This window comes from Deefgea piscis, assembly GCF_013284055.1.
In the GTDB taxonomy this organism is placed as follows: Bacteria; Pseudomonadota; Gammaproteobacteria; order Burkholderiales; family Chitinibacteraceae; genus Deefgea; species Deefgea piscis.
Map to the genome: position 1 here is coordinate 2,503,492 of NZ_CP054143.1, position 13,039 is coordinate 2,516,530.

Annotated in this window: 13 protein-coding genes and 1 tRNA gene; 8 read left to right on the top strand and 6 right to left on the bottom strand. The window is 46.4% G+C overall.

The features are described from left to right. Positions 1-94: 94 nt before the first annotated feature. The 4 genes from HQN60_RS11665 to HQN60_RS11680 all read left to right on the top strand — a co-directional run bounded on the left by HQN60_RS11665 (position 95) and on the right by HQN60_RS11680 (position 3,511). Positions 95-2,161 (top strand): carbon starvation CstA family protein, encoded by a 2,067-nt coding sequence (locus HQN60_RS11665; protein WP_173533807.1) that lies wholly within the window; start codon positions 95-97, stop codon positions 2,159-2,161. Then, complete coding sequence (locus tag HQN60_RS11670) at positions 2,154-2,522, top strand: YbdD/YjiX family protein (RefSeq protein ID WP_254456621.1); 369 nt, start codon at positions 2,154-2,156, stop codon at positions 2,520-2,522. The genes HQN60_RS11665 and HQN60_RS11670 overlap by 8 nt, the downstream gene beginning before the upstream one ends. A gap of 194 nt (positions 2,523-2,716) precedes the next feature. After that, on the top strand, positions 2,717-3,109 hold the full coding sequence (locus HQN60_RS11675; RefSeq protein ID WP_217390124.1) for a fluoride efflux transporter FluC: 393 nt from the start codon (positions 2,717-2,719) through the stop codon (positions 3,107-3,109). 9 nt (positions 3,110-3,118) lie between these two features. Further along, positions 3,119-3,511 (top strand): CrcB family protein, encoded by a 393-nt coding sequence (locus HQN60_RS11680; RefSeq protein WP_173533808.1) that lies wholly within the window; start codon positions 3,119-3,121, stop codon positions 3,509-3,511. 519 nt (positions 3,512-4,030) lie between these two features. Here HQN60_RS11680 and HQN60_RS11685 read toward each other — a convergent pair. Beyond that, positions 4,031-4,104: transfer RNA gene (locus HQN60_RS11685), tRNA-Arg, on the bottom strand. A 127-nt stretch (positions 4,105-4,231) separates the two neighbouring features. On the opposite strand from HQN60_RS11685, the gene HQN60_RS11690 reads away from it, so the two are divergent. Continuing rightward, positions 4,232-5,773 carry a tyrosine-type recombinase/integrase gene (locus HQN60_RS11690; RefSeq protein WP_173533809.1) on the top strand — a complete coding sequence of 514 codons (1,542 nt, stop codon included), beginning with the start codon at positions 4,232-4,234 and terminating at the stop codon, positions 5,771-5,773. Between the two features lie 158 nt (positions 5,774-5,931). On the opposite strand, the gene HQN60_RS16485 is transcribed toward HQN60_RS11690, so the two are convergent. The 4 genes from HQN60_RS16485 to HQN60_RS11715 form a co-directional block, all read right to left on the bottom strand. After that, the gene (locus HQN60_RS16485; protein ID WP_173533810.1) at positions 5,932-6,108 is read right to left on the bottom strand and encodes a helix-turn-helix transcriptional regulator; all 177 of its coding nucleotides are present in this window, start codon (positions 6,106-6,108) and stop codon (positions 5,932-5,934) included. A 426-nt stretch (positions 6,109-6,534) separates the two neighbouring features. After that, the gene (locus HQN60_RS11705) at positions 6,535-8,274 is read right to left on the bottom strand and encodes a YagK/YfjJ domain-containing protein (RefSeq protein WP_173533812.1); all 1,740 of its coding nucleotides are present in this window, start codon (positions 8,272-8,274) and stop codon (positions 6,535-6,537) included. 81 nt (positions 8,275-8,355) lie between these two features. Continuing rightward, positions 8,356-8,580: a DUF1376 domain-containing protein gene (locus HQN60_RS11710; protein ID WP_173533813.1), complete on the bottom strand. Its 225-nt coding sequence runs from the start codon at positions 8,578-8,580 to the stop codon at positions 8,356-8,358. 228 nt (positions 8,581-8,808) lie between these two features. Continuing rightward, complete coding sequence (locus HQN60_RS11715; protein WP_173533814.1) at positions 8,809-9,477, bottom strand: SOS response-associated peptidase; 669 nt, start codon at positions 9,475-9,477, stop codon at positions 8,809-8,811. Between the two features lie 54 nt (positions 9,478-9,531). Here HQN60_RS11715 and HQN60_RS11720 point away from each other — a divergent pair, with 54 nt between their 5' ends. Continuing rightward, positions 9,532-9,981 carry a LexA family protein gene (locus HQN60_RS11720; RefSeq protein WP_173533815.1) on the top strand — a complete coding sequence of 150 codons (450 nt, stop codon included), beginning with the start codon at positions 9,532-9,534 and terminating at the stop codon, positions 9,979-9,981. Continuing rightward, positions 9,942-11,243, top strand: coding sequence for a Y-family DNA polymerase (locus HQN60_RS11725; protein ID WP_217390126.1), 1,302 nt, complete (start codon positions 9,942-9,944; stop codon positions 11,241-11,243). Before HQN60_RS11720 ends, HQN60_RS11725 begins: the two co-directional genes overlap by 40 nt. Positions 11,244-11,505: 262 nt before the next feature. Here the strand turns inward: HQN60_RS11725 and HQN60_RS11730 are convergent, their stop codons facing one another. After that, positions 11,506-11,757 carry a hypothetical protein gene (locus tag HQN60_RS11730; protein ID WP_173533816.1) on the bottom strand — a complete coding sequence of 84 codons (252 nt, stop codon included), beginning with the start codon at positions 11,755-11,757 and terminating at the stop codon, positions 11,506-11,508. A 344-nt stretch (positions 11,758-12,101) separates the two neighbouring features. Between HQN60_RS11730 and HQN60_RS11735 the strand changes: the two genes are divergently transcribed. Beyond that, complete coding sequence (locus tag HQN60_RS11735) at positions 12,102-13,034, top strand: TrbL/VirB6 family protein (RefSeq protein WP_173533817.1); 933 nt, start codon at positions 12,102-12,104, stop codon at positions 13,032-13,034. The last annotated feature ends 5 nt before the right edge of the window (positions 13,035-13,039 follow it).

Below are 13,039 nucleotides of genomic sequence, written 5' to 3' on the forward strand. Positions count from 1 at the left end.
AATTACGCTCATTACCACTCACTGAGTTTGATCGTCACTGGCGGTAAGGGCTGTTTTAGCATTGGCGTGTCATAAACTAATTAATGAGATCGAAATGAACTCAATCAAACAGTGGGGGGTATGGATGGCGGTTGCGCTGGTTGGCGCATTCTCTTTTGCCATGCTGGCCTTATCGCGCGGAGAGCACGTCAACGCAGTTTGGCTGGTGCTGGTCGCTATCTCTTGTTACAGCATTGCCTATCGCTTTTATTCAAAATTTATCGCCGAGCGCGTGTTTGAATTGGATGATCGTCGTTTAACGCCGGCAGTGCGTCGCAATGACGGACTCGATTATGTGCCGACCAATAAGTGGGTGTTGTTTGGTCACCACTTTGCCGCAATTGCTGGTGCTGGTCCTTTGGTGGGGCCAATTTTGGCGGCGCAAATGGGTTTCTTGCCGGGCACAATCTGGATCTTGGTCGGCGTGATGCTGGCGGGTGCGGTGCAAGACTTCTTGATTTTGTTTATTTCGACGCGCCGCGATGGCCGCTCGCTTGGCGAAATGGCGAAGCAAGAGCTCGGTGTAGTGCCAGGCTTTATTGTGATGGTCGGCGCTTTGGGCGTGATGATTATCATCTTGTCGGCTTTGGCTTTGGTGGTGATTAAAGCCTTGGCAGAAAGCCCATGGGGTGTGTTCTCGATTGCGGCAACGATTCCTATCGCCTTGTTTATGGGCGTGTATATGCGCTACCTACGCCCGGGGCGTATTGGTGAGATTTCCATCATTGGTTTTGTGCTGATGATGGCTGCGATCGTGTTCGGTGAAAATATCGCCGCGCATGCTTACTGGGGTCCATTCTTTACCATGACTGGTCCGCAGTTGACTGTGGCCTTAGTGATCTATGGTTTTGTGGCTTCGGCATTGCCAGTTTGGTTGCTATTAGCACCACGCGATTATTTGTCGACATTCTTAAAAATTGGTGTGATTGCTGGTTTGGCCGTGGGGATTATTTTTGCGGCGCCTGAGCTAAAAATGCCTGCTGTGACCCAATTTATTGATGGTTCAGGTCCGGTGTTTTCGGGTTCTTTGTTCCCGTTCTTGTTTATTACCATTGCCTGCGGTGCGATTTCTGGTTTCCATGCCTTGGTTTCATCAGGTACTACGCCAAAGCTGATCGAAAAAGAAAGTCATATGCGCGTGGTTGGTTATGGCTCAATGTTGTGCGAGTCATTCGTTGCCATCATGGCTTTGATCTGCGCTTCGGTGCTTGAGCCTGGCGTGTATTTTGCGATGAATTCGCCGGCGGCTTTAATTGGCACGACGGTGGAGTCGGCTTCAGCGGCAATTAATAGCTGGGGCTTTGTGGTAACGCCTGAGATTTTGACGCAAATGGCCAAAGACGTTGGCGAGCATTCAATCTTGTCACGTGCTGGTGGTGCTCCGACGTTTGCAGTGGGTATGGCGCACATTATTTCCGATATCTTTGGTAGCAAAGCCATGATGTCGTTCTGGTATCACTTTGCCATCTTGTTTGAAGCGCTGTTTATCTTGACTGCAGTGGATGCCGGTACCCGTGCTTGCCGCTTTATGGTGCAAGACACAGTGGGTGTGTTTATTCCAGGCGTGGCAAAAAGCAATTCTTGGGTTGGCAATATGTTGGGTACCGCCGTTGCAGTATCGGGCTGGGGCTTTTTTGTATACCAAGGGGTGACTGATCCATTGGGCGGGATTAATACGCTATGGCCACTGTTTGGTATTGGTAATCAAATGCTCGCATCGATGGCCTTGTTGTTGGGTACGGTCGTGCTGTTTAAGATGAAAAAAGAGCGCTATATCTGGGTGACGTTGTTGCCGACAACTTGGTTGTTTATTACGTCGATGACGGCGGGTTGGCAAAAAATATTCCATGAAAACCCAAAAATTGGTTTCTTGGCACAAGCCAATCGCTTTAAGGGTGCTATTGCGGATGGTACGTTGTTAGCCCCAGCAAAAAGCATTGCCGATATGGAACGCATTGTGTTCAACAATCAAATTAACGCCGGTTTGTGCGCCTTCTTTATGTTGGTGGCGGTGACAATGTTGATTGCAACGATTATTCATGCACGCAAAGCATTTGGCCATGCTAAGCCGACAGTGAATGAAATCGGTGGTGAAGTCAGCGTAGAGGCTGGTCGTGCTTGATTTGAGTTTTTTATTGCCCGCCACCAAAGCACCGGTGGTGAGCGATGAAGTGTTTCAGGATGAGTATGACCGCTACGTGGCCGAACAGCGGTTAACCAATCCGTACGGTGTTTTGATGTCGCCAGAAGACTTTCGCCGCTTTAGTTTGGGCTCTAACTGGTTGACGGGACTGAAAGATACCGCGCAAAAAGTAGTGCAAACTTGTCGTTTAATGGTGGGGATACATGATTATGAATATTATTATGATCATATGCGCCGCCAGCACCCTGGTGCTGAGCCATTAAGTCGAGAAGCATTTTATCGCTATTGTCTTGATGCTCGTTTTCCGGGTGCGGGCAATGTCAATAAGTGCCCTTGTTGATTGATGTAACTTAGAAGTAAATTAATAGACAGCATTTTAAGTTGGAGTCGCTAGGCTTTGACTTGAAGTGCTGTTTTTTTTCGTGCGCAGTTTTTACGCCTGCTGGCATCAATGGGGCTAAGGGTGAGCAATATCGGCTATGTTAAAGCGTGACCTAGCTGGCTTGGGTTTCAAGGTGATTCAGGAGGTGGGCGATGGTCTCAGCATTGGATGTGATGTGGGTAGGGTTGGGGGGCGGTTTGGGCTCGTTGGCGCGTTGGCGGGTGGGGCTTTGGTTTGGCGAGCGTTATCACGGGGTTTTTCCGTGGGGGACTTTGTTGATTAATGTGAGCGGCGCGTTTGTGATTGCCTATCTGTCGATTTTGTTTTCGATTGATTGGCGTGAGCGCTTTGGTACGCCACTCAATGCCGGCGTGTTGACGGGCGCTTTGGGTGGGTTTACCACGTTTAGTAGTATGCAATTGGATGCCGCGAAATTGACCGATTCGGGCCGTGGCAAGATGGCCGTTGTGTATTTGTTATTGTCGGTATTTGCAGGGCTGGTAGCCGCCATATTGGGCGCTTGGCTGGCGCTATTGTCTCGCTAGGAGTGCGCTGTGGCTAATTGGATTATTCTCATTTTTGTCGGCGGCGCTTTTGGCGCGATGTGCCGAGAATTTATCATGCTGTTGATTCCTCCGGTAACTGGCGGTTTTCCATTGGATATTTTTATTGCCAATATGCTGGCCAGTTTTTTGCTGGGCCTTTCTACTAGTTTTCATCGCCGCGTTATGATTCACCATCACGTGCATACCATGGTCGGCACCGGCATTATGGGTGGAATGTCGACGTTTTCTAGTTATATCTATGGCTCATTAACCATGCTTAAAACGCCGGGTGAATGGCTAATGGCCTGCGCGTATTTATTGTTAAGCGTGGTGTTAGGGTTTGCTATGGTGATGCTGGGTTTGTATTTGGCGCAAAAAACGCAAGCAAACAGCGCAATCTAAAACTCATCGAGGTGGTGGTTGGTTGAAAGGGGCGTTGCCTTGGCCGTCGCCGGCCTGTTTTGATGGTGTTGGTAATGTGGTTTTGTTGCTTAAAAGCCGCAATGAAGGCGCAAGCATTGGCGCAGAAGGGCGGGTTTAAGTTGTGGCTTGGGCTGAGGCTGAGTCCGTAGGGTCGTAGATTTGGTTGATGTGTAGTTTGATTTGGCGTGCGAAACGCACTTTGCGATGGTGCTTTTGTTGGGCTGATAAAGGTGACGATGTTGTGTTGCTGATATCGGGTAATAAGTATTTAGTGAGTCTAGTTGTGGTGGCGGAGTCAGGAGTGCTTAAGTTTTTATGGTTTTTGCCGGTGAACGGCTAAAAAAGGTAGCAAAGCGAAGATTGTTGCCGTGTATTTTGCTTGGCTGTCTCTTTTTGGTGTGCCGGCAAAAAAATATAAGCTGGAAGTCTGCAGGAGGCGGTAAACGAACTTAGCGCAGTGGTTTTTGTGTTTGTTTTGGGCTAAGTCGTTGATTTGATTGGTGCGCCCGACAGGAATCGAACCTGTGACCCTCAGTTTCGGAAACTGATCCCGTATCGTGCCAGTAGTACGCATTGGTGTGCAAAAAACACCAAAATGCTTATGTTTTCATGGGTTTTTAATTGCGTTAAATAATTTTAGTGTGCCACAATTCAGTATGAGACCTAAAAACCTGTCGGGGCAATTGTCGGGGCGCTAGCGTGGCAAAAATAGAAGAAATACTCTCTAAAGACTTGCTTGATAAATTATCAACTCAAGACAAGGGGCGTTCACTGAAGGATGGTGGCGGCTTAACAGGTGTCGTTCATGTTGACCGTGGTGGTGGCATTAGTGTCGCATTTACCTACCAATTTCGAGTTGGTAAAAAACGTCGCGAAAAGCGATGCGGAACATGGCCTCTGAAAAGTTTGAGCAAAATTCGTGCTGAGCGTAATCGCCTGCGTAGTTTGGTGTCTTCAGGTGTCGACCCTATTGAGTCGGCAAAAGATGCGTTGATAGATGCTGAGCGCGAAAAGCAAGCGCGTTTAGAGCAAATAAAAGTGGAAGATGCCTTGGCTCAAGCTCAGTTAGTTGCGGCAGCAGAGTTGACTATGGATGATTTGTTTCAATCTTGGGATGCTCACCATGGTGCACAGATTGACCCCAGCTGGCGTGCGACAAGAAGATCTTTATGGCGATGCCACATTTCGCCGTGCATTGGAAAAAAAAAGATAAGTACCGTTACAGCCGGTGAGTTTTTTCGCCATTTTGACCAAATGATTTTGGATGGTAAGGTTGGGTCTGCGCGGAGAGCTTTAACATTTTTAAAGCAAGTTATTTCATGGGGGCTTCAGCGTCAATTAGTGGCTAGTGGTCATGAATTGCTGTCATTGTCGTTGCCTGTGAAATTGAAGGTCGTTAGCGACGACCAGAAAATTGAGAATTTCAATCTTGAGAAATTTATCGCTAAAAATGGCGCTGCAATCATTGGGGAAGATGCTGAGTATGGTAAAGCTGGACGAGCAATTCATTTTAATGAATTGACTATTTTATTGTCCAGCAGACTGCCTAGCTCAATGCAGGCGATTACTGGAAAATGTATTATTCGATTTATGCTGGCAACGGGTATACGTGCTTCTGAGGCGGTTAAAATGCGTTGGGCATGGATATCGAGAGAGGAGTGTTTAATTGTATTTCCTGCTGGAGCAATGAAGGCACGTAAGCGACACGATGTTCATCTATCGCCATTTGCATTAAAGCAGTTAGAAATAATGTCAGAACTTCGCATTAATGATTTCGTGTTTCCTGCCCCGATTAAAGAAAATTCATCGGTGTTGCGTGGCAATGTGGGTAGTGATATCACGACACGACAATTTTATTGTGAAGATGGGGAGTCTGATGAACAATATCGAAAACGTCTTGAGGTACGCTTAAAAAATCATCGTTCTAGAAAAGAGGCCACGTTATATAACCTGCCTAATGGAAAATGGACGTTATATGACTTGCGACGTACAGTGGCTACTAGATTGTGCGAGTTAATTGGTGAGGATTGGGGGGTGGTTGAGCGTATTTTGGCGCACGCACCTGCAAATACTAATTCAGTAACACCCAAATATGCGCGCTTTGCCAGTTGGAATAACCGTTGCTGGGCGTTAAATATTTTGGGCGATGCATTAATGCTTTGTGAAGCTGGTGATGATTCTCGAGTTAATAATTTTGTTTTAGAATGTCAAAAACGAGCGCCACAAATTGCATCTAGATGATGTAGCTTAAGAAAGCTTGCGGTGATTTAATGCTTATAAGTGGGTTGACTCCAGGTAGTTTGAATGTAAAAAACAACAAGCCTATTTAAATCATGTGCTTGCGTTGCCATCATTCAAGCTGAGTGAGGCGACCGTACTTATTTATTTAAAACTAATTTTTAGTTAGCTCGTTTTGATTCAAGCCATTCGCTTAAATCATTTATATTAAATAGCGTTTTTCGTCCTAACTTTAGGCGTCGTGGAAATGTAGGGTCATTAGTTGCGAAGCGGTGTACCCCACGAATGCTAATTCCTAGTAAGCTAGCTGTTTCATAAATAGAGTAATTTTTTTTCATGTTTTTATTCGTATATATTATTCAGAATTGTTGGCATAAAAAAACCGCCAGAGTAGGCGGTTTCTTTGTTGATTTAAGTCATCTATGTGTCGAGTTAACTACTCATACACTGCGCTTAGTTTTTAGCCATGATTCGATTTCATCTAAATACCAAAATTTAATTCGACCAATTTTGTAGTGTTTGGGAAAGGTCGGGTCATTCTTCACTCTGCGGTCTAACGTATCTGCACTCATACTTAAAAATTTTGCGGTTTCTTTTCTCTTCATGTTTTTTCTCATTTTATTTTCCCATAAAAAAACCCACCTAGGGTGGGGTTGGTAAGCTTGAGTTCACAGCGCAGAAAATGAAAAAACCCGCTCGCGGCGGGTCATTATGTTAAGTATGTAATGCTAATGGTTTTTATTGCTAATTGCGTTATATGTAAATCAATTGATAAAGTAATTGTTTTTAACTTTATCAATTATTTCCTGAATGGTTTGTACTGGTATGGGGTCGGGTTTCGATTGAATCGATTTTGATGCTGCTGTATAGCGACTCATTTCATTGATTCTTAAAGCTTGTCGCTCTAGTGTGATGACCACTTTAAGCGCGCTCATCAAGTCACGTGCCACCCTAGCATGGTCAGCTAGATTGATTGCGCGCTCAATGGCGAGTTTTTGATAGATTTGCCGCGTATTTTCATCATAGTCATCATTGAATGCCAATTCGAGCAACTCTGTTAAGCTTAGCGAGCAGTTTGGTCGTAATTCATGCATTAGTTTGTTCACCACTTCACGCGCTTTGGCGATGTCTTGCCGATGGGTGCGCATTATGTTGATGATGGTTTGACCCGATACGCTTAAAGCGTCTTGCTCGCCATCATCGGCACATGTGGACGCACTATCTCCTCGCGCGCGTAGGGTTTGCGTCAGCAAGGACTGAACGCCGTGATTACTGAACGCAGCACCATTGTCTTGCTGGGTTTTGCGTCGTTCACGTTCTTTGTGCTCATCACCAATATCAATCAACATTGAATTTTGAGCCGTCGCCAATACGCGCGGGACGAGATTGCGTTGCCAGCCTTCTAAAGAAGCTTTGCGCCGAACGGTGATGTCAGCAATATTTGCACCTGATGCAATCGCTCGAATCGACAATATTCCGGCGATAAAATCACGCTCTATCGAGTTCCAGTCAATTGCATGGCCTGCACGGTCATTGCGGTAGCGTTCGCTATCTGGCTTTGCATTTGTGCCATGTTTTACTGGCTGCTGACTAGATTTACTCGTCATATTTATTTCCTCTCGACATAAAAAAACCGCCGAAGTGGCGGTTTGATGTTGCGCGGTTGTTTGTGTATTCTCTATGTGTTTTGTTGCCAAATGATTCAAGTCATCGACATGGCATGCTTGAATAAAATCAACCTCCCTATCTAACTCGCGGTCATTGAGAGGTTTAAGTCTATGTTTAGTGGGCAATGGCATTAAATCGTGATGGTTAATCTTTGAACGCCCATACAATCGTCGACCATGGGTAGGTATTTTGGTTTCTACTTTTGCGATGTAGCTCGCATGCCACTTTGCCTCCTGATAACCCTCTACGGTCTTTAAATCGTGTACTTTTGTTGAGCCCGCGTCCTTGCTAAGGTGGAAACTATCTAGCCAGCCAGTTTTTTTCAAATCAGTGCATATCGCATAAAACTTAGCTAACGTATGCACGGATTTATCCAAAATACATATCGCATGATAATGCTCATAGTCACATTCAACCCCTTCATAATCGTGCGACCTAATCTCATGGCACCAGACATAGTGCATTCTCGCCCCTTTCCGTAACATGCGCCCTGACAAGGTTTTCATGACCTTCGATATGCTTTCATTATTGAGGGTTGTAAACCGAACCACAATCGCGATAGGTCGCTTAGATGTTGCCAATCCTTCATTGAATACTTGCTCAATGGCTTGCCAGATTGGTTTAAAAACTTGTCGAAATTTCTTTGCGCTCGACGCGACCGAGGTGATTTCATTTCGGACTTTCATCCGTGGATTTTTGGGGTCGGGTGTATCACAAGCTAAACCAGAAGCTAAACCACTAGGTTTAAACCCCTTTTTGCTAGGGCTATTCAAACCCTTGCAGCGCTTGGGATGAATAGACTTTACATTTTGGGTTTGGTGAGCAAGTTGTGTCATTCAAATTTACCAAAAAAAAATGGCAACCCAAAGGTCGCCTTAGTGCTACTGGTTACTCGTAATTACCCGAAAATTTAATGACTACTTTGGTTTCCAGTTAGTGCTCGTCACAGTGAAATACGACGCCAAAACGGGCTTATGTTTTTTCCACTGGTAGGCCGATAATCTTGTGATTTGCTGCAAGATTTTGTCGTTATTCGGAATGCCGCCATTAATTCGGCTGGCCGTTAGTAGCAAGTAATAAGCCCCAATCTGCTCGGTTGAAAGCCCCCATGTGTTAATCAGACTGTCTTGTAGCATTTCCATAAGTTGCTCCCAAAAAAAAGCCCCACCAAGAAAGCAGGGCTAGAAACGAAAAAACCCGCAAAAGCGGGCTTGGCGGATAACGATTATTATGAGTTCTGGATGAGGTTGATCCCCAACTATAGCAAAATCTTACATTTGGCATATCAAGCTCGTCAACTTAGTTAATAAATTCCGTTGTATTTTTGATTAAATTTTAACCAAAAGATATTGAAGCCACGTCTTCAGCAATCAAAACAAAGATTGCTGTGATGAGCGTATGGAGTGTGACCGAATTTGCGGTAAGGCATGCGTGCGCATCAACTCAGCTGGGTAATTCTTCAAAAACGCTTTCGCCAGCTCAGGGTTTTTGCAATCCAACCACGCGTCATAGTCGGCTTCGGGGATGATGACTAGGTTTCGCTTTTCATCGTTTGGCTTGTGCATTCGCTTCATGAGCGGGTGTTCGTCAGCGTTGATAGTGATTTGCGTGAACGAATAGCTGCGTCGGCCATTCTCTTCTTCCCATGCGCGCCACAATCCCGCCACCGCAAACGGTGCATCATTGAGCAAGCTGATTTGATGTCTTACCGCTTTGCCTGATTCATAGCACGGCTCAAAAAAGCCCAGCATTGGCACCAGACAAAGCTGGCTGCGTTGCCATGCTGCTTGATAGCTTTTGAGTTGGCCTATGGTTTCGGCGCGGGCGTTCATAGTGCTGTAGCGCGCACCTTGCGGTAGTTTGGCTTTGGGCAAAAAACCGTAGTTCGCGACCACAGCTTGTCGGCCTTGGCGACCATGCACAATCATCGGCGCAGCGTAGTCTTGCCACACTTCATCGGGCCAGTCGGCCTTGGGTTCAATCGCGGCAAATTGGCTAAGCACTAACCGTTTAGGAATTGGAATGTAATTTACGCACATAGAAAAGAACGTTCGTTCTATAATATTCTGATTCAGATGGTTTCAGGATAACTCATGTCATTGCATTTGCACCCGCCAATCCCCGCTGCACTTGAAGCAAAGTCACTCTATTTGCCCGTTATGGGTGTTTCAGTTTCGGCGGGATTTCCGTCGCCAGCCGAAGATTGGGCCGAAGAGCGCGTCGATTTGAATCAGCGTTATGTGCAGCATCCCGAGGCAACCTTTTACTTTACGGTTGCAGGTGACAGCATGGTCAGCAGTCTGGCCGAGCGCTCCATCCCTGATGGTGCAACGCTGATTGTTGACCGTGCCTTGAGCGCCAAGCACGACGATATTGTTGTGGCAGTGATTGATGGCGATTTTACCGTGAAGCGCTTGTACTGCCGTGGCGCACGCTTGGCGTTGATTGCTGAAAATCCAGTCTATCCGCCGATTGTATTGGGCGAAGAGCAAGAGCTATCAATTTGGGGCGTAGTGACGGCGTGGATAGCGAGGCCGCGATGATTGCCTTGGTTGATGTGAATAATTTCTATGTATCGTGCCAGCGGGTATTTGAGCCCAAGCTGATGGGTAAGCCTGTGGTGGTGCTCTCGAATAATGATGGCTGTGTGGTGGCGCGCAGCAGCGAAGCCAAAGCACTGGGCATCAAAATGGCAGCACCGTGGCATCAACTGCGTGACTTTGCGCAGCAAGAAGGCATCATCGCCCGTAGCAGCAATTACGCGCTGTATGCCGATATGAGCCATCGGGTAATGACCATACTCAGCCGCTTTAGCCCGAACCAAGAGATTTATAGCATCGACGAATGCTTTTTGAGTTTTGACGGCTTGCTGCAAGACCATACCGAGCTGGCGCAAGACATTCGCCGCACCGTATTGCAATGGACGGGCTTACCCGTGTGCGTTGGCATTGCGCCAACCAAAACGCTCGCCAAACTTGCTAATCACATCGCCAAGAAACAAGCGCCATTCAATGGTGTGTGTGCATGGCAGCAACTCAACCCCAACCAACAAGACGCGCAAATGCAGGCTTTGCCAGTGGGTGATGTATGGGGTATTGGCCGCCGAATATCAGAGCGCATGGCGCAAGAAGGGATACATACCATCGCAGATTTAAGGGCCAGCAATGCTGACCAGATACGGCAACGCCACAGCATTGTCGTGCAACGCACCGTACACGAACTACGCGGCATACCGAGTATTGAACTGGAAGAATCGACGCCCGACAAACAGCAAATACTGTGTTCACGTAGCTTTGGCCAAGAGATTTATACCGAGCAAGAATTAGGTGAAGCCATCAGCACCTACATCGCTCGTGCCGCTGAAAAACTACGTCAACAAGGCTCACTCGCAGGCAGTTTGGCGGTGTTTATACGCACCAACCCGTTTCGCCCCAAAGACCCACAATACAGTCAGCACATCCTCGTCCCGCTCACGCAAGCCAGTGACGATACGCTACTACTGACCCGCGCCGCGCTATGGGTGCTCAAACGTATTTATCGAACGGGCTTTGCCTATGCCAAAGCAGGCGTAATGCTGTGTGACCTGCAGCCAAGAACGGCAGTCCAAGGCCATCTATTTCTGCAAACCGCCGACCCAATCAAACGTGCGGCACTCAATAAAGTGATGGACGACATCAATCGCCAATGGGGAAGAGGCTCAATCCGCGTTGCCAGTGCGGGATTTAATCACGGCTGGAAAATGCGGCAGAACACCTTATCGCCGTATTGGACTACACGGTGGGCGGATTTGCCGATTGTTAGATAGAGACGAAGAATATGGAGTGCCCCTTCATGCGGCCTAGCGATTAAACTGAGGGGCTGGTCGGGGATGGGTGATGATCGTTTGATAATGTTTCACAAAAGAGGGGGACTACGTTCCCCATTTGCCTAAAAGAGCCACAAGACCGGTGATTGAACCAAATTAGTCCACTAAGAGCGGTGATATAAGGGATGCGCCGTGCCTAACGTTCTGACCGATATTTCTCCTCCTCGCGTATGGCTAAACGAACCTTTGTCTCTCCGGGGAGTTATAAAAAAAGGTGGTGACCGTTCAATCCACTTCGCTGGTAATCAGCGGATAAAACATGGTCCTCGAACATTAACGGGGTAGAAATGCGAAGTTTGCGAGCTCGTTCCAAGATTTGTCGCGAATGAAAGCTGGCTTCGTCCTCTTCAAGTGACATGTAGTCGAACTGCCAATTACTGTCTTCCCAAAGGTCTGCTGCATCTCCACCATTTTTGATGATGCGACGGCGCTCTATATTAACTTCGCGATCCATATAAATATCGAACAAAAATATCGAACAAGTCGTAGGCGAACACCTTCCGATATTGGTGTACGTTGAATTAGCAGGTAAATATTCATCTTTTGCCAGTGAAAGCCTGTTTTGTGGTGAGTAGTAATTTAGTTGATTGCCGAAAACCCTAATTATGTCACATGAATGCTGAATGTAGGATGGCCCGCCTTGTAATTAATATTTCAGGATTTGTCAGGATTGATGCGGACTATTTGCACAACTTCTTTTGTTAGTAAGAGTGTGTTTGTGCTTGTTAACGTATTGTTTGTGGTTGATATATTCGTGCTTCACTATTTTAGTGCGCCATTCTAGAGGTTATAAACTATATGCCATTACCACTCATTCTTTGGGGCGCTGCTGCTCTTCTTGCCGGTACAGGCGTTGTAAAGGGCGTTGGTGCGATGAGTGATTTCGATGATGCCAAAAATATCGGTAAATCTGCTGAAAGTCGTTATAAAGAAGCCGAATCTGATTTAGATAGTCAACGAAAAAAAACAAATGCTGCGTTCGAAAAATTAGGCCAGATCAAACTTTCAGTTTTTACTACCCAAATTAAACACCTTGTTCAGGCGATTAAAAACTCAGGGAAAAACGCTCAATCCACGTTAAGCCAATTTGACCAAAGCTTTTCCGTTGAGAGCCTAAAAGAAATGGAAGCCTTAGTTCTTAAATCGTTAGAAATAGAACATGGCATTGCATCAGGAGCTGTGACAGGGGTTCTTGCCGGGCTAGGTGCTTATAGTGGCGTTGGCACGTTGGCAGCAGCATCAACAGGCGCAGCTATTTCAGGTTTAAGTGGAGTGGCTGCTACTAATGCGACACTGGCTTGGTTAGGTGGAGGGTCACTTGCAACAGGTGGCTTCGGGATGGCCGGTGGTGCACTAGCCTTAGGTGGTATTGTGCTGGGTCCTGCACTAGCTATCGGTGGGTTTATGATGGCGAGTAAGGCTGAAGAAGCCCTAACTAAAGCAAAAAAATATGAAGCTGATGTAGATATTGCAATTGAACAAATGAAATCAACGGAAATTATCTTAGTGGCTCTAAGCGATAACGCAAAAGAAATGGCCAGTGCTTTAGTTGAAACAGCGCGAAGATTTGAATCCATAAAAGTAAATAATAATCAAAACCCTGTGGCATTTGAACAGATGTGTATGCTAGGAAAGGGGCTTAAGGCTATTGCGGATACACCGATTATGGAAAGTGACGGCACAGCCAGCAAGCACATTAAAGCCAAAATTGCAGGGTTTTTAGTTATTTAATTGGA

Excerpts from the sequence above, each read along its gene's own strand:
- HQN60_RS11735 (WP_173533817.1), top strand. The coding sequence starts at position 12,102 with ATGCCATTACCACTCATTCTTTGGGGCGCTGCTGCTCTTCTTGCCGGT.
- HQN60_RS11730 (WP_173533816.1), bottom strand. The coding sequence starts at position 11,757 with ATGGATCGCGAAGTTAATATAGAGCGCCGTCGCATCATCAAAAATGGT.
- HQN60_RS11705 (WP_173533812.1), bottom strand. The coding sequence starts at position 8,274 with ATGACACAACTTGCTCACCAAACCCAAAATGTAAAGTCTATTCATCCC.
- HQN60_RS11675 (WP_217390124.1), top strand. The coding sequence starts at position 2,717 with ATGGTCTCAGCATTGGATGTGATGTGGGTAGGGTTGGGGGGCGGTTTG.
- HQN60_RS11710 (WP_173533813.1), bottom strand. The coding sequence starts at position 8,580 with ATGGAAATGCTACAAGACAGTCTGATTAACACATGGGGGCTTTCAACC.
- HQN60_RS11720 (WP_173533815.1), top strand. The coding sequence starts at position 9,532 with ATGTCATTGCATTTGCACCCGCCAATCCCCGCTGCACTTGAAGCAAAG.
- HQN60_RS16485 (WP_173533810.1), bottom strand. The coding sequence starts at position 6,108 with ATGAAAAAAAATTACTCTATTTATGAAACAGCTAGCTTACTAGGAATT.
- HQN60_RS11715 (WP_173533814.1), bottom strand. The coding sequence starts at position 9,477 with ATGTGCGTAAATTACATTCCAATTCCTAAACGGTTAGTGCTTAGCCAA.
- HQN60_RS11665 (WP_173533807.1), top strand. The coding sequence starts at position 95 with ATGAACTCAATCAAACAGTGGGGGGTATGGATGGCGGTTGCGCTGGTT.